At 62.8% G+C, this 24,978-nt stretch carries 24 protein-coding genes and 1 tRNA gene; 18 read left to right on the top strand and 7 right to left on the bottom strand.

The features are described from left to right. Nucleotides 1-112 precede the first annotated feature (112 nt). The 14 genes from FJ953_RS11560 to FJ953_RS11495 all read left to right on the top strand — a co-directional run bounded on the left by FJ953_RS11560 (nucleotide 113) and on the right by FJ953_RS11495 (nucleotide 15,262). Entirely contained in the window at nucleotides 113-931 is an 819-nt protein-coding gene (locus FJ953_RS11560) for an N-formylglutamate amidohydrolase (protein WP_140513702.1), read from the top strand. A 19-nt stretch (nucleotides 932-950) separates the two neighbouring features. Next, nucleotides 951-2,507 (top strand): amino acid permease, encoded by a 1,557-nt coding sequence (locus FJ953_RS11555; protein ID WP_140624357.1) that lies wholly within the window; start codon nucleotides 951-953, stop codon nucleotides 2,505-2,507. A 99-nt stretch (nucleotides 2,508-2,606) separates the two neighbouring features. Next, the gene (locus FJ953_RS11550; RefSeq protein ID WP_140624356.1) at nucleotides 2,607-3,977 is read left to right on the top strand and encodes a glutamine synthetase family protein; all 1,371 of its coding nucleotides are present in this window, start codon (nucleotides 2,607-2,609) and stop codon (nucleotides 3,975-3,977) included. A gap of 96 nt (nucleotides 3,978-4,073) precedes the next feature. Further along, on the top strand, nucleotides 4,074-4,508 hold the full coding sequence (locus FJ953_RS11545) for a hypothetical protein (protein ID WP_140624355.1): 435 nt from the start codon (nucleotides 4,074-4,076) through the stop codon (nucleotides 4,506-4,508). Further along, nucleotides 4,505-4,924 carry a type II toxin-antitoxin system VapC family toxin gene (locus tag FJ953_RS11540; RefSeq protein WP_140624353.1) on the top strand — a complete coding sequence of 140 codons (420 nt, stop codon included), beginning with the start codon at nucleotides 4,505-4,507 and terminating at the stop codon, nucleotides 4,922-4,924. Before FJ953_RS11545 ends, FJ953_RS11540 begins: the two co-directional genes overlap by 4 nt. A 19-nt stretch (nucleotides 4,925-4,943) precedes the next feature. Then, complete coding sequence (locus FJ953_RS11535; RefSeq protein ID WP_181175015.1) at nucleotides 4,944-6,329, top strand: aldehyde dehydrogenase family protein; 1,386 nt, start codon at nucleotides 4,944-4,946, stop codon at nucleotides 6,327-6,329. 17 nt (nucleotides 6,330-6,346) lie between these two features. Further along, nucleotides 6,347-7,519: an iron-containing alcohol dehydrogenase gene (locus FJ953_RS11530; protein WP_140496304.1), complete on the top strand. Its 1,173-nt coding sequence runs from the start codon at nucleotides 6,347-6,349 to the stop codon at nucleotides 7,517-7,519. A 240-nt stretch (nucleotides 7,520-7,759) separates the two neighbouring features. Beyond that, nucleotides 7,760-8,866 (top strand): ABC transporter substrate-binding protein, encoded by a 1,107-nt coding sequence (locus FJ953_RS11525; RefSeq protein ID WP_140522419.1) that lies wholly within the window; start codon nucleotides 7,760-7,762, stop codon nucleotides 8,864-8,866. 63 nt (nucleotides 8,867-8,929) lie between these two features. Next, on the top strand, nucleotides 8,930-9,844 hold the full coding sequence (locus FJ953_RS11520; RefSeq protein ID WP_140624348.1) for an ABC transporter permease subunit: 915 nt from the start codon (nucleotides 8,930-8,932) through the stop codon (nucleotides 9,842-9,844). Continuing rightward, nucleotides 9,841-10,632, top strand: coding sequence for an ABC transporter permease (locus tag FJ953_RS11515; RefSeq protein ID WP_140513696.1), 792 nt, complete (start codon nucleotides 9,841-9,843; stop codon nucleotides 10,630-10,632). The genes FJ953_RS11520 and FJ953_RS11515 overlap by 4 nt, the downstream gene beginning before the upstream one ends. Before the next feature lie 16 nt (nucleotides 10,633-10,648). Continuing rightward, nucleotides 10,649-11,713 carry an ABC transporter ATP-binding protein gene (locus FJ953_RS11510; RefSeq protein ID WP_140496300.1) on the top strand — a complete coding sequence of 355 codons (1,065 nt, stop codon included), beginning with the start codon at nucleotides 10,649-10,651 and terminating at the stop codon, nucleotides 11,711-11,713. Nucleotides 11,714-11,841: 128 nt separating this feature from the next. After that, on the top strand, nucleotides 11,842-13,392 hold the full coding sequence (locus FJ953_RS11505) for a sodium:proton antiporter (RefSeq protein WP_140496299.1): 1,551 nt from the start codon (nucleotides 11,842-11,844) through the stop codon (nucleotides 13,390-13,392). A 108-nt stretch (nucleotides 13,393-13,500) separates the two neighbouring features. Further along, nucleotides 13,501-14,409 carry an endonuclease/exonuclease/phosphatase family protein gene (locus FJ953_RS11500; protein WP_140496298.1) on the top strand — a complete coding sequence of 303 codons (909 nt, stop codon included), beginning with the start codon at nucleotides 13,501-13,503 and terminating at the stop codon, nucleotides 14,407-14,409. Between the two features lie 7 nt (nucleotides 14,410-14,416). Further along, the gene (locus FJ953_RS11495; protein ID WP_140496297.1) at nucleotides 14,417-15,262 is read left to right on the top strand and encodes an EamA family transporter; all 846 of its coding nucleotides are present in this window, start codon (nucleotides 14,417-14,419) and stop codon (nucleotides 15,260-15,262) included. Here FJ953_RS11495 and FJ953_RS11490 read toward each other — a convergent pair. Beyond that, entirely contained in the window at nucleotides 15,249-16,484 is a 1,236-nt protein-coding gene (locus tag FJ953_RS11490; protein WP_140624346.1) for an MFS transporter, read from the bottom strand. The two genes, FJ953_RS11495 and FJ953_RS11490, sit on opposite strands and share 14 nt — an antisense overlap. A gap of 227 nt (nucleotides 16,485-16,711) precedes the next feature. After that, the gene (locus tag FJ953_RS11485; RefSeq protein ID WP_140560299.1) at nucleotides 16,712-16,993 is read right to left on the bottom strand and encodes a hypothetical protein; all 282 of its coding nucleotides are present in this window, start codon (nucleotides 16,991-16,993) and stop codon (nucleotides 16,712-16,714) included. A gap of 193 nt (nucleotides 16,994-17,186) precedes the next feature. Between FJ953_RS11485 and FJ953_RS11480 the strand changes: the two genes are divergently transcribed. Next, nucleotides 17,187-17,519 carry a hypothetical protein gene (locus FJ953_RS11480; protein WP_140496294.1) on the top strand — a complete coding sequence of 111 codons (333 nt, stop codon included), beginning with the start codon at nucleotides 17,187-17,189 and terminating at the stop codon, nucleotides 17,517-17,519. A gap of 690 nt (nucleotides 17,520-18,209) precedes the next feature. Here the strand turns inward: FJ953_RS11480 and FJ953_RS11470 are convergent. Both FJ953_RS11470 and FJ953_RS11465 read right to left on the bottom strand, forming a co-directional pair. Continuing rightward, nucleotides 18,210-18,284 (bottom strand) — tRNA-Val (locus tag FJ953_RS11470). A gap of 116 nt (nucleotides 18,285-18,400) precedes the next feature. Continuing rightward, the gene (locus FJ953_RS11465) at nucleotides 18,401-18,763 is read right to left on the bottom strand and encodes a response regulator (RefSeq protein WP_006199474.1); all 363 of its coding nucleotides are present in this window, start codon (nucleotides 18,761-18,763) and stop codon (nucleotides 18,401-18,403) included. Between the two features lie 164 nt (nucleotides 18,764-18,927). On the opposite strand from FJ953_RS11465, the gene FJ953_RS11460 reads away from it, so the two are divergent. Together FJ953_RS11460 and hisN are read left to right on the top strand one after the other, a co-directional pair. Next, nucleotides 18,928-19,869 (top strand): N-formylglutamate amidohydrolase, encoded by a 942-nt coding sequence (locus FJ953_RS11460; RefSeq protein WP_140624343.1) that lies wholly within the window; start codon nucleotides 18,928-18,930, stop codon nucleotides 19,867-19,869. A gap of 383 nt (nucleotides 19,870-20,252) precedes the next feature. Beyond that, nucleotides 20,253-21,026 carry a histidinol-phosphatase gene (gene hisN, locus FJ953_RS11455; RefSeq protein ID WP_140624340.1) on the top strand — a complete coding sequence of 258 codons (774 nt, stop codon included), beginning with the start codon at nucleotides 20,253-20,255 and terminating at the stop codon, nucleotides 21,024-21,026. Nucleotides 21,027-21,050: 24 nt separating this feature from the next. On the opposite strand, the gene FJ953_RS11450 is transcribed toward hisN, so the two are convergent. Together FJ953_RS11450 and FJ953_RS11445 are read right to left on the bottom strand one after the other, a co-directional pair. Next, the gene (locus tag FJ953_RS11450) at nucleotides 21,051-21,494 is read right to left on the bottom strand and encodes a hypothetical protein (protein ID WP_140624338.1); all 444 of its coding nucleotides are present in this window, start codon (nucleotides 21,492-21,494) and stop codon (nucleotides 21,051-21,053) included. A 305-nt stretch (nucleotides 21,495-21,799) separates the two neighbouring features. After that, nucleotides 21,800-22,780, bottom strand: a complete 981-nt coding sequence (locus FJ953_RS11445) for an alpha/beta hydrolase (protein ID WP_140624336.1) — start codon at nucleotides 22,778-22,780, stop codon at nucleotides 21,800-21,802. A gap of 469 nt (nucleotides 22,781-23,249) precedes the next feature. Between FJ953_RS11445 and FJ953_RS11440 the strand changes: the two genes are divergently transcribed. After that, nucleotides 23,250-23,717 (top strand): Hsp20 family protein, encoded by a 468-nt coding sequence (locus FJ953_RS11440; RefSeq protein ID WP_140496288.1) that lies wholly within the window; start codon nucleotides 23,250-23,252, stop codon nucleotides 23,715-23,717. A gap of 72 nt (nucleotides 23,718-23,789) precedes the next feature. Here the strand turns inward: FJ953_RS11440 and FJ953_RS11435 are convergent, their stop codons facing one another. After that, nucleotides 23,790-24,842: a low specificity L-threonine aldolase gene (locus FJ953_RS11435; protein ID WP_140624334.1), complete on the bottom strand. Its 1,053-nt coding sequence runs from the start codon at nucleotides 24,840-24,842 to the stop codon at nucleotides 23,790-23,792. Between the last annotated feature and the right edge of the window lie 136 nt (nucleotides 24,843-24,978).

The raw sequence follows: 24,978 nt of genomic DNA, 5'->3' as shown, positions 1-24,978 counted from the left end.
TTCCCCAAATCGCATTTGACAAAGCCGGGCAAACTGTATGAAATCATCCATAGGGACGCAATGAGGCAAAATACGTAACATACGATACAGCGCTCCCCGGGGACCGCAGACTATGGAGAAAGCACGGCCCGCCAGCCTTGCATCGCCTGATGCCGTAAGGGTGACCAACCCGGGCGGATCGAGTCCCTTCGTGCTCACCTGCGACCACGCCTCCAATTTCCTGCCCGCCGAATTCGGCACGCTCGGCCTCACCGCCGAGGACCTGTCGCGTCACATCGCCTGGGACCCGGGCGCGCTGCCGGTTGCGCTGCGCATGGCGCAGGCGCTCGATGCGACGCTGGTCGAAACCTGCATTTCGCGTCTCGTCATCGACTGCAACCGGCCGCTTGACGCGCCGGACCTGGTGCCGCCGGTCAGCGAAACCACAGCCATACCGGGCAACACCGGCCTGTCGGAAAAGCAGCGCGCGGCGCGGGTCGCCCTGTCCTGGCAGCCGTTCCATAGCGCCATCGAGCATATTGTCGAAGACAGGCTGGCGCGCGGCCAGGAGACGCGGCTGGTATCGGTGCATTCCTTCACGCCGGTCTACAAAGGCCGAGACCGGCCCTGGCATATCGGCATCATCCACGATGACGACCGCCGGCTGGCGGCGCCGCTGATATCGGCGCTGCGGCACCTTGCCGGCATTACCGTCGGCGTCAACGAACCCTATTCGCCGGCCGACCGCGTCTATTTCACGCTGGAACGCCATGCGCGCCCGCGCGGGCTGCCCTGCGCGATGATCGAAATCCGCAACGATGAAATCTCCGGCGAGACCGGGCAGCGGAAATGGGCGGATTTGCTCACAGGCATCTTTTCGGATCTAGAGCCCGAGGAGACCAGGGGCGCCAGGGAACACGCAGTGGGAAAGTCAGTTCAATCGGCTAGCTGAGAACGCAAGGGGACTAAAAATGGCAGCACCTGGATATACCGAAGTTGACAAGGCGGAGGACGTCAAGGTCCTCCACAGCATGGGCTACGCCCAGGAACTGGAGCGGCGCCTCAGCCGCTTTTCGAATTTCGCCGTTTCCTTCTCCATCATCTGCATCCTGTCGGGCGGCATCAATTCGCTGGCGCAGGCAACGTCGGGCGCCGGCGGCATCGGCATCGGCATCGGCTGGCTGGTCGGCTGCTTCGTCTCGTTGACGTTCGCCGTCGCCATGTCGCAGATCAGCTCGGCCTATCCGACGGCCGGCGGGCTCTATCATTGGGGCTCGATCCTGGGCAACCGCGGCACCGGCTGGGTCACGGCCTGGCTCAACCTGCTCGGCCTGATCACCGTGCTCGGCGCCATCAATGTCGGCACCTGGACGTTCTTCATCGGCGCCTTCGGACCGGCGCTCGGCATCGAAGGCACGCTGACCAACCAGATGATCTTTCTGGTAATCATCACCGGCGCCCAGGCGCTGATCAACCATCTCGGCATCAAGCTGACGGCCAAGCTCACCGACTTCTCGGGCTATCTCATCTTCTTCGGCTCGATCCTGATCGCGGTGGTCTGCCTGCTCTCCGCCGACACCTGGGATTTCGGCCGGCTGTTTACCTTCCATAACTACTCCGGCGATGCCGGAGGCGGCGTCTGGCCGTCGGTTTCGAATGCCTGGGTGTTCGCGCTCGGCCTCCTGCTGCCGATCTACACCATCACCGGTTACGACGCCTCGGCGCATACGTCCGAGGAGACCATCAAGGCGGCCAGCTCGGTGCCGCGCGCCATGGTCATGTCGGTGATCTGGTCGGCCGTGTTCGGCTATCTGTTCCTGGCCGCGTTCGTGCTGATGATCCCGAACATGGACGATGCCGCCAAGCAAGGCTGGAACGTGTTCTTCTGGGCCTTCGACCAGCGCGTCAGCCCTGGCCTCAAGGAGTTCGTCTATCTCGTCGTGTTCATCGCTCAGCTGCTGTGCGGCCTCGCCACCGTCACCTCAGCCTCGCGCATGATCTTCGCCTTCTCGCGTGACGGCGGCCTGCCGGGTTCGTCGGCACTGGCCAAGGTCAGTCCGACCTACCGCACGCCGGTGGCGGCGATCTGGACGGCATCGATCCTGTCGGTGCTGTTCGTCTGGGGTTCGACGCTGGTTTCGGTCGCCGGCACCTCGGCCTACACCATCGTGGTGTCCTGCACCGTCATCTTCCTGTTCCTGTCCTTCACCGTGCCCATCGTGCTCGGCATGCTGGCCTGGGGCACGCCCAAATGGGACAAGATGGGACCGTGGAACATGGGGCGCGGCGTGTTCATGCTGTTTGCCTTCCTATCGATCGTGTCGATGATCCTGATCTTCGTCATCGGCATCCAGCCGCCGAACGACTGGGCGCTCTACATCACCGTCGGCTTCTTCATCCTGACCGCGATCGTCTGGTTTGCCTTCGAGCGCAACCGCTTCCAGGGTCCGCCGCTCGGCGACATCATCGCGGCGCGCCAAGCGGCGATCAAGGCGGCTGAGCAGGCCGTCGGCGAAACCGGCCACTGAGGCCAGCATCTCACAGCCATGGCCGGCGCATCGCCGGCCATGGCTTCGACCCTTCGAAATCGACAAGCCCAAAATGACAAGCACTGGAGCGCCAAAGGAATGGCCGGAAATTTCTCGTTCGATCAGTTGAAGAAAGCGGTTTCCGGCGGGGAGATCGACACGGTGCTGGCCTGCATCGTCGATATGCAGGGACGGCTGGCGGGAAAACGGTTCCTGGCCCAGTACTTCGTGGATTCCGCGCATGACGAGACGCATGGCTGCAACTATCTCCTGGCCGCCGACATCGATATGGAGCCGGTGCCCGGCTACAAGGCGGCAAGCTGGTCGAAGGGCTATGGCGATTTCGTCATGAAGCCCGACCTCGCGACGCTGCGGCGCATTCCGTGGCTGGAAAAGACGGCGCTCGTGATCTGCGACGTGCTCGATCACCACACCCATGACGACCTGCCGCATTCCCCGCGCGCCATCCTGAAGAAGCAGGTCAAGCGGCTGACGGAGCGGGGCTATATCGGCTATTTCGCCTCCGAACTCGAATTCTACCTCTTCAGCGAGACCTACGATTCCGCCCGCAAGAAGCACTGGCAGGGCCTCGACACCGCCTCGCCCTATATCGGCGACTATCAGATCGGCATCACCACCAAGGAAGAAGGCGTCATGCGACGGCTTCGCAACGAAATGGAAGCGGCAGGCATCCCGATCGAGAACTCGAAGGGCGAGTGGGGGCCGGGTCAGGAAGAGATCAATGTGCGCTATGCCGAGGCCCTCGACATGGCCGATCGCCACGTCATCCTGAAGAACGGCGCCAAGGAGATCGCCGAATCCGAAGGCAAGGCGATTTCCTTCATGGCCAAGTACAATTACGGGCTCGCCGGCAATTCCAGCCACATCCACAATTCGCTGTGGAGCGCCGACGGCAAGACGCCGCTTTTCTTCGACAGACAAGCCGACTGGACGCTGTCGAGCCTCGGCCAGCAGTGGGCGGCGGGCCAACTCAAATACGCCAAGGAGTTCACCTGGTTCCTGGCGCCCTACATCAATTCCTACAAGCGCTTCCAGGCCGGAACGTTCGCGCCGACCAAGATCATGTGGAGCGAAGATAACCGCACCGCCGGCTTCCGCCTGTGCGGCGAAGGCACCAAGGGCATCCGGATGGAATGCCGCATCGGCGGCGCCGACTTGAACCCCTATCTCGCCTTCGCGGCGTTGATCGCCGCCGGCCTTGCCGGCATCGACGAGAAGCTGGAGCTGCAAAAGCCCTTCGTCGGCGACGCCTATCAGGCCTCGCGCCTGCCGGAGATCCCGAAGACGCTGCGCGACGCCACCGACACGCTGGCCAAGTCGAAGATGTTGAAGCAGGCCTTCGGCGAGGACGTGATCGAGCACTATGTGCATACGGCCAGGTGGGAGCAGTTCGAATACGACCGCCGCATTACCGATTGGGAACTGCATAGGGGGTTCGAGCGATATTAAAGTTGTAATGAAACCTGTTAAAGTTGATATTTTTTCAGTGAGGCTTAATATCAGCCTCCATGGCAGCGTGCCGTGTCAACGAAAGGGTGCATTGCAATGAGCAAATATTATCGTTTGAAGGATTTTCTCTCGGAGCAGGATCAAGATCGCATCCCGATGACATTTGCCGAAATCGAGAAGGTGCTTGAATTTGAGCTTCCCGCTTCGAAGCAGTATCCGGCGTGGTGGAGCAACAACCCTAGTAACAATCCCATGACACGCGAATGGCTTGATGCTGGCTATGAGACCGAGTCGGTCAACACTGCGAGCGGCAAGCTTGTCTTCCGACGCGTCAAGAGAGGGCGGGATGGGGGCGGCAGCCGCGGTGCTCCGGTATCCGCTGCGTCCCGGCAATCCTCGCCTCGGCCGCGTCATCCGGGCTTCGGCTTCATGAAGGGCATGATCACGATCGAGAAGGGATTCGATGTGACCAAGCCTTTCGACGACCAACCGTGGGATCAAGGCTATCTCGGCGAGGTTGATCGCAAATGACCGATCAGCCCTCGATCCTGCTGGATACGTGCGCCCTTATCTTCGTTGCAAACGAAGAGCGGATCAGTGAACAGGCCGAGGCCGAGATTTCGGAGGCGGCTTACGACGACCGCCTTTATGTGTCGCCGATGTCGGCTTGGGAGATTGGAATCGGCGTTGCAAAGAACCGATTGAAATTGCCTTTGGGACCGCTCGAATTCTTCCAGCGCTTTCTAAGGCTGATGCAGGCGCAACTCACAGCCGTGTCGCCCGAAATCCTGATTGGATCGTCAAATCTTCCCGGACGCCTACATGGTGACCCTATGGATCGTATCCTTATCTCCACCGCCCGCAATCTGGATATGGTTCTGGTCACCCGCGACGAGCCCATTCTCGATTATGGGCTTGAGGGGAACCTGCGAACACTAGCCTGTTGAACATTCTGGAGTGCCTCTATTGGAAACCGTAAAACTCAAATCCCCCATAGACGGCTCGATCTATGCCGAGCGGCCTGTCACCTCTGACCAGGCGGTCAATGCCGCCGTCGAGCGCGCCAAGGCAGCGCAGGAAAAGTGGGCGCAGACTTCGATCATCGAGCGCGGCAAGTACATGCTGGCGATGCTCGACGCGCTGGTCGCCATGACCGACGAGATCGTGCCCGAGATTGCCTGGCAGATGGGGCGTCCGGTGCGCTATGGCGGCGAGTTCGGCGGGGTCAAGGAACGCACCAGCTATATGGTCGAGATCGCCGAAGCGGCGCTGAAATCGGTCCCGGCTTCCAATCCGAAGGACGGGTTCCGCCGCTATGTGAAGAAGGATCCGCTCGGCGTGGTCATGGTGATAGCGCCCTGGAACTACCCTTACCTCACCGCGGTCAACACGATCGTGCCGGCGCTTATGGCCGGCAACACCGTCATCCTCAAACATGCCGCGCAGACGCTGCTGGTCGGCGAGCGTTTCCAGCAGGCTTTCGACAGAGCAGGCCTTCCCAAGGGCGTGTTCCAGAACATCGTGCTGAACCATGTCCAGACAGAAAGATTGCTCGGCTCGGGCAAGATCGACCACGTCAATTTCACCGGCTCGGTCGCCGGCGGCCGCGCCATCGAAAAGGCGGCGGCGGGCACCTTCATGACGCTCGGATTGGAGCTTGGCGGCAAGGATCCTGCCTATGTCTTGCCCGACGCCAAGATGGACCATGCGGTCGCCAATCTGGTCGATGGCGCCTTCTACAATTCCGGCCAGTGCTGCTGCGGCATCGAACGCGTCTATGTGCATGAAAGGGTCTATGACGAGTTCGTCGAAGCCTTCATCGCCGAGACGAAGAACTATGTCGTCGGCAACCCGCTCGAACAGGCGACGACGATGGGGCCGATGGCGCAGGCGCGTTTCGCCGACCTGATCCGTGAGCAGAAGGCCGAGGCGCTGCGCAAGGGGGCCAAGGCGCACATCAACATGAAGGTGGCTCAGGACAAGGCCAGCTCGCCCTATCTCGCGCCGGAGGTGCTGACCGGCGTCGACCACCAGATGAGCGTCATGCGCGAGGAAAGTTTCGGCCCGATCGTCGGCATCATGAAGGTGCGCAACGACGAGGAGGCGATCGCGCTGATGAACGACAGCCCCTACGGCCTGACCGCCTCGATCTGGACGCGCGACACCGAACATGCGGTGGCGATCGGCGACCGCGTCGAGACCGGCACGGTGTTCATGAACCGCTGCGACTACCTCGACCCGGCGCTGGTCTGGACCGGCGTCAAGGACACCGGCAAGGGGGCCGGCTTGTCCGCCATCGGCTACGACAACCTGACCCGGCCGAAATCCTTCCACCTGCGCGAAGCCATCTGATTTTTTGAAAGACAAACATGTCCAAGCTGATCTCCAAATGGAACTACCCCACCACCGTTCGCTTCGGCGCCGGGCGCATCAAGGAATTGCCCGAGGTGCTCGCCGCCACCGGCATCAAGCGGCCGCTCTTCGTCACCGATCCGGGGCTGGCGAAACTGCCGGTCGTCGCTTCGACGCTGAAAATCCTCGATGACGCAAAAGTGCCCTACGGCGTTTTCTCCGAAGTGAAGCCGAATCCGGTCGATTCCAATCTCACCGCCGGCATCGCGGTGTTCAAGAAGGGCAAGCATGACGGCGTCATTGCCTTCGGCGGCGGCTCGGCGCTCGACCTTGGCAAGCTGATCGCCTTCCAGGCGGGACAGACGCGGCCGGTCTGGGATTTCGAGGACATCGGCGACTGGTGGACACGCGCCAACTCGGACGCGATCGCGCCGATCATAGCGGTGCCGACCACCGCCGGCACCGGCTCCGAAGTCGGCCGCGCCGGCGTCATCACCAATGAGGCGACCCACACCAAGAAGGTCATCTTCCATCCGAAGCTGCTGCCGGCGATCGTCATTGCCGATCCGGAACTGTCGGTCGGCATGCCGGGCTTCATCACCGCCGGCACCGGCATGGACGCGCTGGCCCATTGCCTCGAGGCTTATTGCGCGCCGGGCTACCATCCGATGGCCGACGGCATCGCCGTGGAAGGCATCAGGCTTGTCTTCGAGAACCTGCCAAAGGCCTATGCCAACGGCAGGGATCTGGTCGCCCGCGCCAACATGATGAGCGCCGCGGCGATGGGCGCGGCAGCCTTTCAGAAGGGGCTGGGGGCGATCCATTCGCTGTCGCATCCCATCGGGGCGCTCTACGACACCCATCACGGCATGACCAATGCGGTTTTCATGCCCTATGTGCTCGCCTTCAATCGCGAGGCGATCGAGGACCGCATCGCGCGGCTCGCCGCCTATTGCGGCATAAGAGGCGGCTTCGACGGCTTCGCCAAGGCTGTCATCAAGCTTCGCAAGGAATTGAAGGTGCCGCATGCGCTGCCAGGCCTGATCAAGGGGCTCGACATGGACAAGAAGCGCAAGGCCTTGATCGCCGATATGGCGGTGGTCGATCCGACAGCCGGCGGCAACCCGGTCAAGCTGACCAAGAAAGCAGCGCTGACGCTGCTCGAAAATGCAATCGCCGGGACGGTGTGATACCGCTTTCAGGGTAAAGTTGATCTGGAAAATCAGGGGCAACCAAGGGGAAAGGGGTGAAGTGCAAGGCAAAAGTAATTAGCCGGAAAATTAAGTGGTGGCTAATTGCTACAGTCGATTAAAAGGAGTTAACTTTCGTGCTGCCAGCGGTGGGGTTTCATAAAGCTTTCATCTGGCTGTCACACGAAAACGATACCGCATCGCAGGCGTCCAACGGCGTCAGTTCAACGGAGAGAACACATGTTCAAATTCACGGGGAAAGTGCTTTCCCTTTCGGCCGCGGCGCTGTTTGCGTCGACGGTGATTTCGTCCGCGGCTCCGCTGGACGATCTCGTCAAGGCCGCGAAGGCGGAAGGCCAGCTTACCACCATCGCGCTGCCGCATGACTGGTGCGGTTACGGCGACGTCATCGCCGGGTTCAAGGCGAAATATCCGGAAATCACCATCAACGAGCTCAATCCCGACGCCGGTTCGGGCGACGAGGTCGAGGCGATCAAGGCCAACAAGGACAATAAGGGCCCGCAGGCGCCCGACGTCATCGACGTCGGCCTGTCCTTCGGCCCGACCGCCAAGGCCGACGGCCTGCTGATGCCCTACAAGGTGTCGACCTGGGACTCGATCCCCGACAGCGCCAAGGATGCCGACGGCGCCTGGTACGGTGATTACTACGGCGTTCTGGCGATGATGGTGAACAAGGATCTGGTCAAGGAATCGCCGAAGGACTGGGCCGATCTGCTGAAGCCGGAATTCGCCAACTCGGTGGCTCTCGCCGGTGATCCGCGCGCTTCGAACCAGGCCATCCAGGCGGTCTATGCCGCTGGCCTTTCGAGTGGAGCCGCGGCTGGCGAAGCCGCGGGCACCGCCGGCCTCGACTTCTTCAAGAAGCTCAATGCCGCCGGCAACTTCGTACCGGTCATCGGCAAGCCGGCGACACTCGCCCAGGGCCAGACCCCGATCCTGATCAACTGGGACTACAACGCGCTCGCCGGCCGCGACACGCTGAAGGGCAACCCGCCGGTCGACGTCGTCGTGCCGAAGACCGGCGTCGTCGCCGGCGTCTACGTGCAGGCGATCAGCGCCTATGCGCCGCATCCGAACGCAGCCAAGCTCTGGATGGAATACCTCTATTCAGACGAAGGCCAGATCGGCTGGCTCAAGGGCTATTGCCACCCGATCCGCTTCAACGATCTCGCCAAGAACGGCAAGATCCCGGCGGACGTCCTGGCCAAGCTGCCGCCGGCGGAAGCCTATGCTTCGGCGGTGTTCCCGACGCTGGACGAGCAGGGCAAGGCCAAGGAAGCGGTCACCAAGAACTGGGACTCCGTTGTCGGTGCCAACGTCAAGTAACAGTGAAATCCACCGGGCGGCTTCGCGGCCGCCCGGTTCCCCCTCGAAGACGGTAGCCGGCGCATGACCGATCTCTCGCTTTCCAATCACGATGCCGCAGGCAAGACCGCGCCGCCCGCGGAGGCACGCGCATTGCGATTGCCGACGCAATGGCTCGGCGTCGCACCGTTCTTCATCTTCGCCATCATGTTCCTGATTTTGCCCACGCTCTATCTGATGCTGGGCGCATTCCAGAATGATGCCGGCGAATTCACGCTCGAAAACATCGTCGCGCTGGCGCAGCCGTCGATCGTTGCCGCTTACTGGATATCGATCAAGGTAAGCCTGGCCTCGGCGCTGATCGGTGCTTTCGCGGGCCTGGCCATCGCCATCGCCATCGTGCGCGGCGGGCTGCCGGACTGGATACGCTCGGCCACCCTGACCTTTTCCGGCGTTGCCTCCAATTTCGCGGGCGTGCCGCTGGCCTTCGCCTTCCTCGCCACGCTCGGCCGGCTCGGTCTTGCCACGGTGATCCTGAACACCGTGTTCGGCCTCAACATCTATGCCCACGGCTTCAACATCCTGTCCTTCTGGGGCCTGACGCTGACCTATGTCTATTTCCAGATACCGCTGATGGTGGTCATCATCACGCCGGCAATCGATGGTTTGAAGAAGGAATGGGGTGAAGCTGCCGCCACGCTTGGCGCGACCATCGCGCAATATTGGCGCATCGTGGTCATCCCGGTGATCTGGCCGAGTTTTCTCGGCACCGTGATCCTGCTTTTCGCCAACGCCTTCGGGGCGATCGCCACCGCCTATGCGCTGACCGGCTCGTCGCTCAACATCGTGCCGATCCTGCTCTACGCGCAAATCCGCGGCGACGTGCTGCACAATGCCCATCTCGGCTACGCGATCGCCTTCGGCATGATCGTCATCACCGGCCTGGCCAATGTCTTCTACATCTGGTTCCGGACCCGTTCCGAGAGGTGGCTGAAATGAAGTCGGGCAGATTCTGGGCCTGGGTGGTCTTCATCCTCGGCGCGGCCTATTTCTTCATCCCGTTGATCGCGACGGTGGAATTTTCCATGCGCATGCGGCGCGGCGCCTATTCCTTCGACGCCTACCGGATCGTGCTCGGCGACGCGCGTTTCCAGGCGACCTTCCTGTATTCGGTGGTCGCCGCCATCTTCACCATCATTCTGGGTGTGCTGATCGTGGTGCCGGCGGCCTACTGGATCCGATTGCGGCTGCCGCAGCTCAGGCCGATCGTCGAGTTCATCACGCTTTTGCCGTTGGTCATTCCGGCCATCGTCATCGTCTTCGGCTATATCAGGATGTACGGCTCGAATTCACCCTTGCCGTTCCTCGGGTCCGATATGGGAACCAATGCCTTGCTGGTCATCGGCTATGCGACCTTGGCGCTGCCCTATATGTATCGTGCCGTCGATACGGGGCTCAGAACCATCGACGTGCGGACGTTGACGGAAGCGGCCCAGATCCTCGGAGCCGGCTGGGGCACGATCATCACCCGCGTCATCCTTCCCAATGTGCTGATTGCGGTGTTGTCCGGCGCCTTCCTGACATTCGCCATCGTCATCGGCGAGTTTACGATGGCGAGCTTGCTGAACCGGCCGGCTTTCGGCCCGTACCTGCAGAATGTCGGGGCCAACCGCGCCTATGAGCCGGCGGCCCTTGCCATCATCGCCTTCGTCATCACCTGGGGCTGCATGTCGCTGATCCAGATCCTGTCGCGCTTCGCGCCGAAATCGGCTAATCGTCCGAACTGACCCGAAAGAAAAAGCCATGGCCGAGCCATTCCTCTCCATCCAGCATGTGCGAAAATCCTTCGGCGCCACCACCGTTGTCGAGGATTTCAATCTCGACGTCGAACCGGGCGAGTTCGTCTCATTCCTCGGCCCGTCAGGCTGCGGCAAGACGACGGTGCTGCGCATGGTCGCCGGCTTCGAGGAGCCGTCGGCCGGCAAGATCGTCGTCGGCAGCAAGGACATCACCAGGCTGAAGCCGAACCAGCGCAATGTCGGCATGGTGTTCCAGGCCTATGCATTGTTCCCGAACCTGACCGTGGCGCAGAACATCGGCTTCGGACTGAAAGTCGCCGGCATGTCCAGGGCTGATATCGATGCCCGTGTCGCCGAAATGCTGGGCATCATCAAGCTGCCGCAGATGGCCGACCGCTATCCTTATCAGCTCTCGGGCGGCCAGCAGCAGCGTATCGCGCTGGCCCGCGCCATCGCACCGAAGCCGAAGCTCTTGCTGCTCGACGAGCCGCTGTCGGCGCTTGATGCCAAGGTGCGCGTCTCGCTGCGCGAGGAAATCCGCTCGATCCAGAAGAAGCTCGGCATCACCACCATCTTCGTCACCCATGACCAGGAAGAGGCGCTGTCGATCTCCGACCGCATCGCGGTGATGTATGGCGGCAAGGCCGAGCAGGTCGGCACGCCGTTCGAGATCTACAACCGGCCGGCAACCAAGTTCGTCGCCAATTTCGTCGGCACGCTGAATGTGCTGGAAGGCACCGTCACCGACGCGGCGTCGGGCAAGGTCCGTGTCAACACCGAGGAAGTCTCGCTCAAGGGCAGGCTCAACGGCTCGAAGTCCGGCGATACGCTGTCATTGGCGCTGCGGCCGGAAGCCATTTCGCTCGGCCGCCAGCCCGGCCGCGATTCAAGCCTGTCCGGCGAGATTTCCGAAGTGCACTTTCTCGGCTCGGTGATCCGGGTCCGGGTCGGCATCGGCGGCAACACCGTTTCGCTCGACACGTTCAACAGTTCGACGACGCCACCGCCGGCCGTCGGTGAGAAGGCGGAGATTTCCTTCTCGTCGGGCGACCTGCTGGTGCTGCACTGACGCGGCCGGAGCGCCCTGCCGATCCGGTCACCGGTCCAGTTGCCGGACGATCCTCCCCTGCTGGACAATCAACAGCATCTTGCCGCTTTGCCACTGCCAAGAGCTCTGCTTCGCCGCTACGATGAGCCATGGCGCTATTTGAGCTCACCCTTGTCCTCCTGCTGATCGCCGTTGCGCTGACGGCGCTGTCGCGGCGCCTGCAGGTTCCTTACCCCGCCTTGCTGGCGCTGGCGGGTGCCGGCCTTGGCTTCCTGCCCGGCGCGCCGACGATCGAGATCGATCCGGAACTGGCGCTTGCGCTGTTCATTGCGCCGGTGCTGCTCGACGCGGCCTACGACACATCGCTGCGCGATCTTAACCGCTACAGGCTGCCGCTTGTGCTGTTGGCGCTTGGCGCGGTCGTTTTCACGACCGCCGTCGTGGCCCTGGTCGGCTGGAAAATGGCCGGCCTGCCGATCGCCGCCGCCATAGCCCTCGGCGCCATCGTGGCGCCGCCGGACGCGGTTGCCGCGAGCGCCGTGCTCGGGCAGTTCAAAGTGCCGCACCGCATCACGGCCATCCTTCAGGGCGAAAGCCTGCTCAATGACGCCACCGCGCTTTTGATCTATCGCATCGCGATCACTGCCGCCGCCGGTCCCGTTCTTTTGGGCAGTGCCGTTCCGATGGTCCTGCTGTCGACCATCGGCAGCCTGGCCGCGGGCTATCTGCTCGGCCGCCTGTCCCAGGCGATGCTTGGACGCATCGAAGATGCGGCGAGCGGCACCGTCGTGCAGTTCGCCGGGACGTTCGGCGTCTGGATCCTGGCTGACAGGCTGGGGCTCTCGGCCATCATCACCATCGTCGTCTATGCCATGACTATCGCGCGCACCGCACCGCGGCGCATGTCGGCCAGAAAGCGCGTCAGCTCCTATTCCGTCTGGGAGACGGCGGTGTTCGTGCTCAACGTGCTGGCTTTCGTGCTGATGGGCCTGCAGGCGCGGCTGATCGTCGGTCGCCTGGCCGAGCAGGGACAGTCCGAGGCGTTCCTGTTTGCAGGGACGATCCTGGCCGTCGTCATCGTTTCCCGCCTTGCCTGGGTGCTGGGCTGCGGCGCCGTGATCCGAGGGCTTGCCCGCTTCGGCAATGCGGAGCAGCGGCAAGAGGTGCCGTCGTTTCGCGGCGGGGTGCTGATCGGCTGGTGCGGCATGCGCGGCCTGGTGACGCTGGCGGCTGCCTTCGCATTGCCGGCGAACTTCCCCGGCCGCGATCCGATCGTGCTCACCGCCTTTTGCGTGGTGCTGGGCACGCTTGTCCTGCAAGGCATGAGCCTGAAGCCGTTGCTGCGCCTGCTTCGTCTCGAACCGGACGAGACCATAGACCGCGAGGTCGCGCAGGCCCGTGTCGCCATCATGCAGGCGGCCCTCGACATATTGAGCGGCAAGACCTCGACCGCGGCGGCGGCGGTGCGCGAGCAGTATGCCGCACAGCGCAAGGTCGCCAAGAACCCCGACGACGCCCAGGCAGCAACCGAGTACGACCGGCTGCGGCTCTATGCCATCAAGCGCCAGCGCGACGCGCTGGAAGAACTTCGCCGCAACGGGACGATCGGTGACGAGGCCTATCACCGGCTGGAGGAAGAAATCGACTGGTCGGAGCTGGCGGCTTCCCCGGCGGGACGGTTCCAGCCGCTGACGACCTAGGCGAGGCGAGGGGCTTTTGCGTCGTGGCCCAGCCGGGCCGCCGCGGCGGTCCATTGCAAGGTCGCCGTCGAAACGGTACTGCCGTCACCAAACTGAGCCGGATGAGCAATGAAGCTGGTCAGCTACAATATCCAATACGGGTTCGGCAGCGACGGCCTCTACGATCCGGCGCGCGCCGCGCGCATTGTTGCCGGCGCCGATGTCATCGCCTTGCAGGAGGTCGAGCGGCACTGGCAGCGCAGCAATTTCGACGACCAGCCAGAGCTGCTTTCGCGGCTGCTGCCGGACTATCACTGGGTCTACGGCCCCGCCTTCGACATGGACGCCAGCGAACAGCGCGACGGCCGCATCGTCAACCGGCGCCGGCAGTTCGGCACCATGGTGCTGTCGAAGCTGCCGATCGTCTGGTCGCGGCTGCATGCGCTGCCGATGCGCCGCACACTGCGGCCGCTCAACACCCGCAACGCGGCGCTCGAATGCATGATCCGCACGCCGGCGGGTCCGGTGCGGGTGCTTTCATTGCATCTCGCCCATGTCGCGGCTGAAGAACGGCTCGAGCAGATCGACTATCTGCTTGCCGAGCATCGCCGGGCGCCCTCCGATGGGGGGCCGTGGAGCGGCGCCGACGACGAGCCGGCGCGCAATTGGAGCAATGGCGAGCCAGAGCCGGAGAACCCGCTGGCGGCGATCTGGATGGGCGATTTCAACATGGAGCCGGGCAGCGCCGAATACCGCCGCATCGTCGGCGGCACGCCCTATCATCGCGGTGCCGCCTATCTGGATGGGTTCGTCGATGCCGCGGCCGTGGCGATTGAACCGGCGGATGACTTCCACACGCATGAGAAGATCATCGACGGCAGGCTGGCAAAGCGCCGGCTCGATCATTGCTTCGTCGGCGGCCTGTTTGCCGGTCGTGTGCGCTCGGTCAGCTCGGACATTGGCGAAGTGGCTTCCGATCATTTTCCGGTCAGGATCGACATCGATCTCGAAACGCCCGCCGGCCCCGGAGGCGGATGAGGCCCAAATGACGCTTTTCGTCTTCTTCGCGGTGCTTGCGGCGGCCGCCATGCACGCGATCTGGAATGCGCTGGTCAAGGTCCATCTCGACCGCTTCCTGTCGATCACCCTGATGACGCTTGGCATGGGATTTGCCGCGCTTTTCGCACTTCCCTTCGTCGAGGTGCCGAGGGCGGAAGTCTGGCTCTATATCATTGCCTCCGTCGTCTTCCACATGGGCTACCGGACCTTCCTGATCGGCGCTTACCAGGCCGGCGACTTCGCCCAGACCTATCCTCTGGCGCGCGGCACCGCGCCCTTGCTGGCGGCGCTTGGCGGTATGTTCGTGGTCGCCGAAGTGCCGGCGCCGCTCGCCATTCTGGGTATTCTTTTGCTGTCGGCCGGCACGCTGGTGATGTCGTTTCGCGGCGGCGCGCATCTGGAACGATTGAACCTGCGCGCGGTGGGCTTTGCGCTGGGGACCTCGATCTTCATCGCCAGCTACACACTGTCCGACGGCAGCGGGGCGCGGCTGGCGGCCACGGCGCAGAGCTATGCCGCCTGGCTGTTCGTGTGCGATGCGCTTGGAGCGCTGGTGCTGTGCCTGATCTTCCGTGGCCCGCGGGCCTTGCCGGTGCTGGCGCGGGACTGGAAAGCGGGGCTGTTCACCGGCGTGCTGAGCGGCGCTGCCTACTGGATCGTCATGTGGGCGATGACCAAGGCGCCGATCGCCTCGGTGGCATCGCTGCGCGAGACCTCCATCCTGTTCGCCATGGTGATCTCGGTGTTCGCGCTCGGCGAGAAGATGACAGGCTGGCGCGGCGCCGCCGCGCTCAGCATCGTCGCCGGCGTCGTGGCGCTCAGACTCGGCTGACGTCGTGGTCCAGCACGGTCATCACCTGGCCGCGCCGTTCCGGACTGAAGCGGATGACGATGATGATGCAGACGGCGACCACGCCGGCGAATAGCGCCAACGCGTAGCCATAGCTGCCTCCGGGAGCCTCGGCTATGCCCGCCTGATAGGGACCGCCATAGGAGGCTGCGAGATTGCCGGCCTGGTAGATGAAGCCGGGCAGGGTCGCGCGCACCGCGCCGGGCGAGAGCTCGTTGAGGTGCACCGGAATGACGCCCCAGGCGCCCTGGACCGCGACCTGCATGACGAAGGCGCCGATGGCCAGCATGAAGGGCGTCGAGCTGTAGGCCCATAGCGGGATGGACGGCAAGGCAATCACGCAGGCGAGCGTGATCGCATTGACGCGGCCGATCTTCTCGGACAGCGCCCCGAACGCCAGACCGCCGACGATGGCGCCAATGTTGGCGACGATGGTGATCCAGCTCACCGTGTGCGGGTCGAAACCATGCTGCTTCTTCAGGAATGTCGGGTAGAGATCCTGCGTGCCGTGGCTGAAGAAGTTGAAGAACATCATCAGCACGACCGCATAGAGGGCGACGCCCCAGTGCTTTTGCAGTGTCTCCAGCATGCCGGGCCTTGCGGTCTTCCGCGCCTCGACGAAGGCCGGCGATTCCGGAACATGTGAGCGGATGAAAAGGACGATCAGGGCCGGGATGAAACTGAGCAGGAACATGGCGCGCCAGCCGATCGTGTAGCCGCCGATCGTCTGGTGATAGAGCAGGCCATAGACGACCGCCGCTAGGAGGTAGCCGGCCGGATAGCCGCATTGCAGGATGCCCGAGACCATGCCGCGGGCGCTGGGCGGGATGGATTCCATGGCAAGCGAGGAGCCAAGTCCCCATTCGCCGCCCATGGCGATGCCGAACAGTGCGCGCAGCGCCAGGAATATGCCGAGATTGGGCGAGAAGGCGGCCAAAGCGCCGATCACGGAATAACTGACGATGTTGAGCATCAGGATGGGCTTGCGCCCGAATTTGTCTGCCAACGTGCCGAAGAAGAACGCGCCAATGAAGCGCGTCGCAAGGGTCAGGAAAAGCGCCTTTGACACCGCCGGGACGTCGGTCTGGAATTCAGACGCAATGTCGGTGAGCAGGAATGTCAGAAGGAAGAAATCGAAAGCGTCGAGCGTCCAGCCCAGGAATGAGGCAAGGACGGTTTTCTTCTGCTGCGAATTGAGCTTCAAGGCGTTCCTCCTGATGTCGAGGAACGTTATCGCGTCGAGGCGGACAATCGTCAGTCACTTTTCAGAGAACTTGGTCACGTTTGCGTAGGGGGTCACCGAGTCCACAGCCGCATTCATTGGACACCCGCCGGCCGAAGCCGACGGGCTATCAGCCCAGCAGGTGGTTCCAACTGACGCGAGGCACCTGGAGGCCAAGGTTGCGAGTCGAGACATCAGCGGCAATGCGGTCAGCAACCTTCCGTCGTCGTTTCCATCTGGCCAGGGGCCGCGGACTTGGCGCTGGTATCCTGCTGACCGGGAGCTGACTCCTTGGCGCTGCCTGTCTGTTGGCCCGGTGCGCAATCCTTAGCGGAGTTGGTCGACTTGGTCGTGGTCGAGTCCGTGTTCTGATCCGTCGGCATCGTTGTCGTCGTGGAGGAGGAGCCGCTCGACGTCGTATTGGTCGATTGCGCCAGGGCAAGGCCGCCGGAAAGAATCATTACGACGGAAGCGAGAAGAAGTCGTTTCATCATTCACTCCTGGTGAGTATCCCTTCGGCCGCATAACAAGGGAGTCGGCGAACGCTTCCGTGGAGTATCTGGCGCCGTCGCCGTGGCATCAACGTGCCGGTTGTGGTGCGTCGATGACGACATACGGCCCGGCCCGGAACAAAGAAAAGCGCCGTTAGTTTCACCCGCAGGGCACTCAAACAGAAGGACGAGCATGATGAAAATGGCTTTAGTAATCGCGCTTGCGGTGTCGTTTTCTGCGGGCTCTGCAATCGCGGCATGTCCGGACAAGTCGGCTGCCAACACGGGCGCCGACACCCAACAGACAGCCGGTATTTCGAAAGATGGTACCCACGCGCCCTTGGAAACTCCGAAGGCCAAGGATAGTGCCGGCAAACCGGCCGCCAAGGATGGCAGCACAATGCCGTTGGCAGGGGCGGAAGGCGGCGGTGACAAGAATCTCGCAACATCGCAGCAGGATATCGAGGCGCAGCAGCATGGCGGCAAGACCGCGGCGGCAAAGGCCGACGACAGCTGCAATGACTGACGACGGAATAGGGCCGGAGCGGTTGTTGGCGCCGGCCTTTTCATCAAGTCTACAGAAGAGCCGGCCGGCCGGAGCCAGCGGGGCCTCGACGGACCGCGAGTGTTTGCCTTCGGCAGGTAGAGCTATGCCTTGGACGACGCGGCCTCAGAGTTCCGCGTCGTTCGATGGCCGAAGGGGAAGAGGGAGCCAAACGAAGAGCACTCCTCCGCGGCCAGGGCTATGATCATTTCATCGATTCTCTCAACCGTTTCTCTGCTCACGTGATCATCGCCATGAAGGCACTGACGCGCGCGCTTCAGGTGTCGTCGTGCGGCCTCGAAATCGCTGCCCATCCGTTCCTCCCGCTTAGAGAGACTCCAGATTTGAACAGTTCACTCCTTTAAGAAAGTCACCCGAAAGAGCGATTCGGTCGGCAATTGGAGGTAGATGCCCAAAACGCAGAAACCCCGCCCCGCGAGCGCAAACGGGGCTATTGAGCCGACGGAGGGCGGAGGGAAGCGTGCCGGCTAACTTCTCACGGCGCTGGTTGTTCCGTTCGGCTTTTTCTTGATCCGCGCGATATCGGGCGCAACACACAAGCTGTCACGGATCGGCCGCATCGGAATACTCAAGGGCACCATTCAGGAGCTCAGTGGGCGTTTTGTGCCGTTTCTGTGCCAATCGGCCCAAGAAGCCAAGTCTTTGAAAGGATGGTGGGCGTGACAGGGATTGAACCTGTGACCCCTGCAATGTCAATGCAGTGCTCTCCCGCTGAGCTACACGCCCATCCGAAGCCGCGCATACACCATTTTTGATCCGGCGCGTCAATAGCAGGAAAAGGGAAAGAAGGCTCCGTTTTGCCGCACCGGCCGATAGTCGCCGATGCCTTGGGCAAAAACGGCTCAGGCCGCCTGCAGCATCTTCTCGACCTCGTTGACGAGGTCGCGCAGATGGAACGGCTTCGACAGCACCTTGGCGTCTTTCGGCGCCTTGGAATCCGGGTTCAGCGCAACGGCGGCGAAACCGGTGATGAACATGACCTTAAGGTCGGGATCGATCTCGGTGGCGCGGCGGGCCAGCTCGATGCCGTCCATCTCCGGCATGACGATATCGGTCAAAAGCAGCGAGAACGGTTCCTCGCGCAGCCGCTCATAGGCACTGGCGCCGTTGTCGAAATCGCTGACCTGGTAACCGGCGCGCTCCAGCGCCTTGACGAGGAAGCGACGCATATCGTCGTCGTCTTCCGCCAGAAGAATGCGTGCCATGATATCCCGTCCGAATCACCCGCCCGGACTCTGCCGAAAGGCAGGGCCGTTAACCATCCTGTATATGAGGAGGCGAGGGTAAACATCAAGTGAACGAGGCGCGGCATAATCCGCATTCGGAAAGGCGGTGCCGGCGCCGAAATGCTGGACATGCGGCCGTCAAGGTGGCACTTTCATCCCATGATGCATTGGTGTTTTCGGGTTCGTTCAAATTGAAGACGGCAGCCGAGGATTTTTCGGTCGTTCCCCCCTTCGAAATCCGGTCGGGCGCCGAGCAGCGCGTCCCCTTCCTCTTCAACTCACCCCACAGCGGGCGCCATTATCCGGAGCGCTTCCTCGCCATGGCAAGGCTGGACCGCAACGCCATTCGCCGGTCCGAGGACTGCTATGTCGACGAGCTGTTCGGCGGCGCGGTGGCGCTTGGCGCGCCGATGCTCGCGGCTAATTTCCCGCGTGCCTATCTCGACGTCAACCGCGAGCCGTGGGAACTCGATCCGCGCATGTTCGCCGAGCCGGTGCCGTCCTTCTGCAACATCCGTTCCGCACGCGTGGCCGGCGGGCTTGGCACCGTTCCGAAGCTTGTCGGTGAAGGCCTCGACATCTATTCCGGCCGCCTGCCGCTGGCCGAAGCGGTTGCCCGCATCGAGGCGGTCTACAAACCCTATCATGAGACGCTGAAACGGCTGTTGACGCGAACCCACGCGCGTTTCGGCTTTGCCGTGCTGATCGACTGTCACTCGATGCCGGCGAGCATCCGCGTCGGCGACAACGGCCTGCGGCCCGATTTCATCATTGGTGACCGCTTCGGCATCTCGGCCACCGCGGCATTGACCGAGACCGCAATCGGCCTGCTCAACGCTATGGGCTATACCGTCGCCCACAACAAGCCCTATGCCGGCGGCTTCATCACCGAACACTACGGTCGCCCGGCGCGCCATCTCCATGCGCTGCAGATCGAGGTCAATCGCGGGCTCTATATGAATGAGCGGACATTCGAGAAAGCGGCGGGCTTCGATGCGCTGGCCGACGACCTGGCGCGATTTTCGGCCGACCTGATGGCCATGCCCGACCACCATTTCATGGATCTGCCGCTGGCCGCGGAGTGAACAGAGCCCGGTTTCATTAGATGGCGCCATCCACAACCGCCGCATAGTTCTGGGCGACATGGATCGGGATTGGCGGGGATTGGAACTGGCGGCGAAAAAAAGACCGCATCGTTCGCACGATACGGTCGAAGTCTAGGGAGGAAACGCCCAAGGAGGGCATGGACAGGAAACCCTGTCCGAGATCAAGGGTATGGTGCGCTGCACAAATGTCAAGCGACCTACCGGCTTTTTTAATTCAGAGTGATGTGGAAATTGCGCTTCGGTGGCGCCGGCGTGTTATTCTGGCAACAGTCGGCGCGGCGAAAAATCCTGGAACACCCTTGTCTTGGCGCGGAACTGGCGGCACACGTGGGCTCGGGCATGCTGCAATGCGGGAGAATCAGTTGGACATCAGCATCGATTTCATGCGCCGCATCGCGCAAGCGGCGGCGGCGGAAACCTTGCCGCGCTTCCGCAACCAGGGCGCGGTCGCCAACAAGGAAAAGGGCAGCTTCGATCCGGTCACCGAAGCCGATCGCGAAGCCGAGCGTGCCATCCGGGCGCTGATCTCGGCGCAATATCCGGACCATGGCATTCTCGGCGAGGAACATGGAAGCGAGAATATTTCCAGCAGGCATGTCTGGGTAATCGATCCGATCGACGGCACGCGCGCCTTCATCTCCGGCCTGCCGGTGTGGGGGACGCTGGTCGGATTGACGGTGGAGGGCGATGCCGTTGCCGGATTGATGTCGCAGCCCTTCACCGGCGAGCTCTTCTACGCCAACGCCTCCGGCTCCCATTATGAGGGGCCGGGCGGGCCGCGCAAACTGGTCACACGCAAGACGACGAGCCTTGCTGAAGCAACGCTGTTCACCACGACGCCGGCGCTGTTCAAGGGCGAGGCGCGCCTGCGCTACGACCAGTTCGAGAGGCAGGTGCAACTCGCTCGCTATGGCACCGACTGCTACGCCTTCGCCATGGTCGCCGCGGGAAGCGTCGACATCGTCGCCGATCCCGGACTGAAGCCCTATGACATCGTGGCGCTGATCCCCATCATCGAGAAGGCGGGCGGCGTGGTCACTACCTTCGACGGCGCGCCGGCCGAGAATGGCGGCGACATATTGGCGGCGGCGACGCCCGAACTCCATGCGGCGGCGATGGCGGCCCTGCGCGGCTGAGCATCCGTTTCGCCGCGATGCGCTTTAGGCGTCCGAGAGACGCAGGCCCCATAGAATGAGCGCGAAAGCGATGAGGCCGGTCGGCGCGGACGAATAGGCGATGGCTTTGATCGCGTGCTCCTGAAAGGCGCTTCCATGCGCGGCTCCTGCCGCCAGCGGCATCGTCTCGTTGCCGGCTCCCCAGAGGCTGGCCATCACATAGGCTGCCAGGACGGCCAAGGCTGAATAGATCAGGAACCAGAACGCAATCCGCGACATCGCGACGCCGAGATTGAGCCTGGACCAGACGAGACCCAAAACCAGCAGCAGGACGCCCTGCAGGGCGCTGAGCGTGTGAACCGACAATCCGAGCCGCGGTGCGGCGAGGTATGGGATGGCGAACCCTTCGAATGACGAAAACAGCAGGAGGGCGATGCCGAGCTGCAGCAGGCGATGGCCCTGGCGTGGCAGCGTGCCCGATGCGTTCATGACCGCTCCTCCCGATCCCGTCGACTGACCTCTGCGGACGGTAACTAGCGCCCGGCGCCGGAACGGGAACCAGGCGTCGAGCTGTCTCCGGCCGAACGGCCGAATTGAGAAGCATGCATAGCCGTTAAACCTGCCGAGGCGTCGGCGCGATCATCGTCCGACATTGATCCGTGCAAGACGGCGTGCTGGGAACGGGCGTTGTCGGCGGATAGCGGGGCGACCTGGGGGGCCAACCGGATTATGGAATTTCGCCAACCAGGCATGAGCCGGCGCCGGACCGGCTCCGGTCTCGGCAATACGCGCCATCAGGCCGTCGGGTCGTCGCTGCCGGGAATGAAAGCGTCGAGGGCGGCGAGGAATTGCTCGCGGTAGATGTCGGCCTCCTGCAGGATCTCGTGACGCGCGCCGTCGATCATGAGCAGCGAGCCGAGGCGCAGACGCCTGGCATAGGCTTCCACGGCCTTGGTCGAGACGACCTGATCGGCACCGGCGGCGATGACCAGCAGGGGGACCCGGATGCGGGCCATGAATTCGGGATCGCTTACCGCTTCCGCGGCTTCGGCAGCCGCTCTCAGCCAGCGGATCGTCGGGCCGCCAAGCGCCAGTTGCGGGTGATCCTCGTAGATCTTGGTGTTGCGGCGGTAGCGTTCCGGATCCGTCGTTACCTTGTTGGTGTCGAAGGGAGCGGTAACCTTCGGCCGCGGCCCCCAGGCGGCGTAAAGCCGGCCAAGGCCCAGGGCACAAAACAGCGAACAGACGCGGCGGACCGTCCGGATCGAGACGGGCAGGTCGGGCAAGGTGAAGAACGGCGCGATCAGCACCATGCGCCGCACGCGGTTGACCATGGAGGGCGAAGCAAGCAGCGTGATCACGGCGCCGGCCGAATGGGCAAGGATGTAGTACGGCCCGCGGCAGTCCGGCAGCACGATCTCCTCGAAGAACTGTTCAAGGTCGGCCGTGTGGTCGCGGAAGGACCTGATATAGCCGCGCTGGCGATCACGGATCAGCCGGTCGGAGCCGCCTTGGCCGCGCCAGTCCAGCGTGGCGACGCCAAAACCGCGCGCCGCAAGGTCGCGGATGGTTTCGAAATATTTCTCGATGCACTCGTTGCGGCCGGACAGCAGCACCACGGTGCCCTTCATCGGGCGGGCGACCGCGGCGAACAGGCCATAGCGTATCTTCTTGCCGTCGCGTGCCGTAAAAAAGCCGCCGGTGGCGTTTTCCGGTCGCGGGTTGCCCTCAGTTTCATGAAAAAGGGGAGTTTCGTGAAAAGGGAGATCCGTCATTCGGCGCTTCGTGCTCGGCGTCTCGCATGCCTGCCTGTCGTGGCCGGCCTCGCCAAGGTTGATAGCCGTCCATGGGCCAAAAGCAAAGGAATTCCGGGAGCGTCGGATCGGCAACAGGGAAGGCCGGAAGCCGCTATGAGCGCGCTTCCGGCCCCTGTCGATCCGGGAGGAAGGGACGTTGCACCCGGTTCGGCCTCGTCGCGGCGCCCGGTCCATGCAAATCCGGCGCCGCTTGTCCTTGATGTCGAGAGCAGTCTAGCGGCGGCTGTCTGAACGCGCGCAAAAGCGCCGGTTCATCTGCCGTTCATCCTCGGTTTTTGCCGGGAGGCAAAATCTTGAAATGGCTTTGCCCGCTCCCCAAATGTGGATTGCGGCCGCCAATGTCGGGGCCGCTGGTCAAACCGGAACGCCGCTCACGGGTTTCGCACCGGCCAAACGCAAACCTTGTTGCTCAACAGGAGAACACACCATGCGTCACGTTGATTTTTCCCCGCTCTATCGCTCGACCGTCGGCTTCGACCGTCTCTTCACCATGCTTGATTCCCTTGCGCAGCCCGATGGCGCGCAGACCTATCCGCCCTACAATATCGAGCGCACCGGTGAGGATGCCTACCGCATCTCGATGGCTGTCGCCGGCTTCTCGGACGAGGAGATCTCGATCGAGGCCCACCGCAATGTGCTGACCGTGAAAGGCGAGCGCAAGGATGAGGGCACCGGCGAGGGTTCCGAACTGCTCTATCGCGGCATTGCCTCCAGGGCCTTCGAGCGCCGCTTCCAGCTTGCCGACCACGTCGAGGTCGTGGGCGCCACGCTGAAGAACGGCCTGCTCTTTGTCGACCTGAAGCGCAACATCCCCGAGGAACTGAAGCCGCGCAAGATCGCGATCACTTCGGCTCCGGCCAAGGCCAAGCAGATCGAGGCCAAGACCGCTGCGTAATCCCTAAGTCTCCTCCCGAGACGGAAGCGGCGCCGAAAGGCGCCGCTTCTTTTTTTTTGCCGGGAACAGCAATTACCCGGCGATCAACTGGCCAAAGCGGTCGACTTCCTCTGACGTCGTCGCAAAACTGGTGACGAAGCGATAGAGCAATTCGTCCTCGCCGATATGGCCTTCGAAGCCATGCGGCTTGTGCCAGTCGTAGAAAACAGCACCCGCCGCCTGCAGCCTGTCGGCTTCAGCCTTTTTCATCACCGCGAAAACCTCGTTCGCTTGCGGCAGCCAGGCCAGTTTCGCCGTCTCGGAATCCTCGATCGCCGCGGCAAGGCGGGCAGCCATGGCATTGGCGTGCCTGGCGGTGTCGAGCCACAGGCCGTCGCGGAAATAAGCCTCGAACTGTGCCGCGATAAAGCGCGATTTGGAAAACAGCTGGGCGGCGCGCTTGCGCAGGAAGGCCAATTCCCGGGCACGCTCGAGATCGAACAGCACGATCGCCTCGGCGCACCAGCAGCCGTTCTTGGTGCCGCCGAAAGACAGTATGTCGACGCCACTTTTCCAGGTCATTTCGGCGGGCGTCGTGTCGAGCGCGACCAGTGCATTGGCAAAGCGGGCGCCGTCCATATGCAATGGCACGGAATGTTGCCGCGCGATGGCCGAGATCGCGGCGATGTCATGCAGGCCGTAGACCGTGCCGACCTCCGTCGACTGGGTGATCGAGACCGCCATCGGCCGGCCCCAATGGACCAGCTCGCCGGCGAAACGGCCGATCGCCGTTTCCAGATTGTGCGGATCGATCCGGCCCAGCGCGCCATCGACGGCATGCAGCCGCGAGCCGCCGGAGAAATATTCCGGTGCGCCGCACTCATCTTCGATGACATGCGATTCGCGATGAGCGAAGGAAATGCCGCCGGGCTTGTTGTAGGCGGTTAGCGCCAGCGAATTGGCGGCGGTGCCGGTGGCCACGAAGAACACCGCAACCTCGCGTTCGAAGATTTCGCTGAAGCGCTGGCAGACGGCCTGGTCGAGCGCGCCATCGCCATAGGCAGTGGAAAAGCCGCCGGCGTGGGCCGAGAGACCGGAGGCGATGTTGGGGTGGGCGCCTGCCCAATTGTCGGAAGCGAAGAACATGCATCTGCCTGTGCTGGGAAAATCGCTGCAACCTTGACCGGTTTCATGGCTGGCTCGCAAGGGCCAGACGCCAGAAAACGGGTAAAGCCAGCGAACTGCCGAAAACCGGCAGGGACGGAAGCTTGCGTTTAGCGGG

The organism is Mesorhizobium sp. B2-3-6, assembly GCF_006442305.1.
In the GTDB taxonomy this organism is placed as follows: domain Bacteria; phylum Pseudomonadota; class Alphaproteobacteria; order Rhizobiales; family Rhizobiaceae; genus Mesorhizobium.
Note: the sequence above shows the minus strand (reverse complement) of the source record. Positions and strands in the feature narration are given on the sequence as shown.

Excerpts from the sequence above, each read along its gene's own strand:
- FJ953_RS11560 (WP_140513702.1), top strand. The coding sequence starts at position 113 with ATGGAGAAAGCACGGCCCGCCAGCCTTGCATCGCCTGATGCCGTAAGG.
- FJ953_RS11555 (WP_140624357.1), top strand. The coding sequence starts at position 951 with ATGGCAGCACCTGGATATACCGAAGTTGACAAGGCGGAGGACGTCAAG.
- FJ953_RS11550 (WP_140624356.1), top strand. The coding sequence starts at position 2,607 with ATGGCCGGAAATTTCTCGTTCGATCAGTTGAAGAAAGCGGTTTCCGGC.
- FJ953_RS11545 (WP_140624355.1), top strand. The coding sequence starts at position 4,074 with ATGAGCAAATATTATCGTTTGAAGGATTTTCTCTCGGAGCAGGATCAA.
- FJ953_RS11540 (WP_140624353.1), top strand. The coding sequence starts at position 4,505 with ATGACCGATCAGCCCTCGATCCTGCTGGATACGTGCGCCCTTATCTTC.
- FJ953_RS11530 (WP_140496304.1), top strand. The coding sequence starts at position 6,347 with ATGTCCAAGCTGATCTCCAAATGGAACTACCCCACCACCGTTCGCTTC.
- FJ953_RS11525 (WP_140522419.1), top strand. The coding sequence starts at position 7,760 with ATGTTCAAATTCACGGGGAAAGTGCTTTCCCTTTCGGCCGCGGCGCTG.
- FJ953_RS11520 (WP_140624348.1), top strand. The coding sequence starts at position 8,930 with ATGACCGATCTCTCGCTTTCCAATCACGATGCCGCAGGCAAGACCGCG.
- FJ953_RS11515 (WP_140513696.1), top strand. The coding sequence starts at position 9,841 with ATGAAGTCGGGCAGATTCTGGGCCTGGGTGGTCTTCATCCTCGGCGCG.
- FJ953_RS11510 (WP_140496300.1), top strand. The coding sequence starts at position 10,649 with ATGGCCGAGCCATTCCTCTCCATCCAGCATGTGCGAAAATCCTTCGGC.
- FJ953_RS11505 (WP_140496299.1), top strand. The coding sequence starts at position 11,842 with ATGGCGCTATTTGAGCTCACCCTTGTCCTCCTGCTGATCGCCGTTGCG.
- FJ953_RS11500 (WP_140496298.1), top strand. The coding sequence starts at position 13,501 with ATGAAGCTGGTCAGCTACAATATCCAATACGGGTTCGGCAGCGACGGC.
- FJ953_RS11495 (WP_140496297.1), top strand. The coding sequence starts at position 14,417 with ATGACGCTTTTCGTCTTCTTCGCGGTGCTTGCGGCGGCCGCCATGCAC.
- FJ953_RS11485 (WP_140560299.1), bottom strand. The coding sequence starts at position 16,993 with ATGAAACGACTTCTTCTCGCTTCCGTCGTAATGATTCTTTCCGGCGGC.
- FJ953_RS11480 (WP_140496294.1), top strand. The coding sequence starts at position 17,187 with ATGATGAAAATGGCTTTAGTAATCGCGCTTGCGGTGTCGTTTTCTGCG.
- FJ953_RS11465 (WP_006199474.1), bottom strand. The coding sequence starts at position 18,763 with ATGGCACGCATTCTTCTGGCGGAAGACGACGACGATATGCGTCGCTTC.
- FJ953_RS11450 (WP_140624338.1), bottom strand. The coding sequence starts at position 21,494 with ATGAACGCATCGGGCACGCTGCCACGCCAGGGCCATCGCCTGCTGCAG.
- FJ953_RS11445 (WP_140624336.1), bottom strand. The coding sequence starts at position 22,780 with ATGACGGATCTCCCTTTTCACGAAACTCCCCTTTTTCATGAAACTGAG.
- FJ953_RS11440 (WP_140496288.1), top strand. The coding sequence starts at position 23,250 with ATGCGTCACGTTGATTTTTCCCCGCTCTATCGCTCGACCGTCGGCTTC.
- FJ953_RS11435 (WP_140624334.1), bottom strand. The coding sequence starts at position 24,842 with ATGTTCTTCGCTTCCGACAATTGGGCAGGCGCCCACCCCAACATCGCC.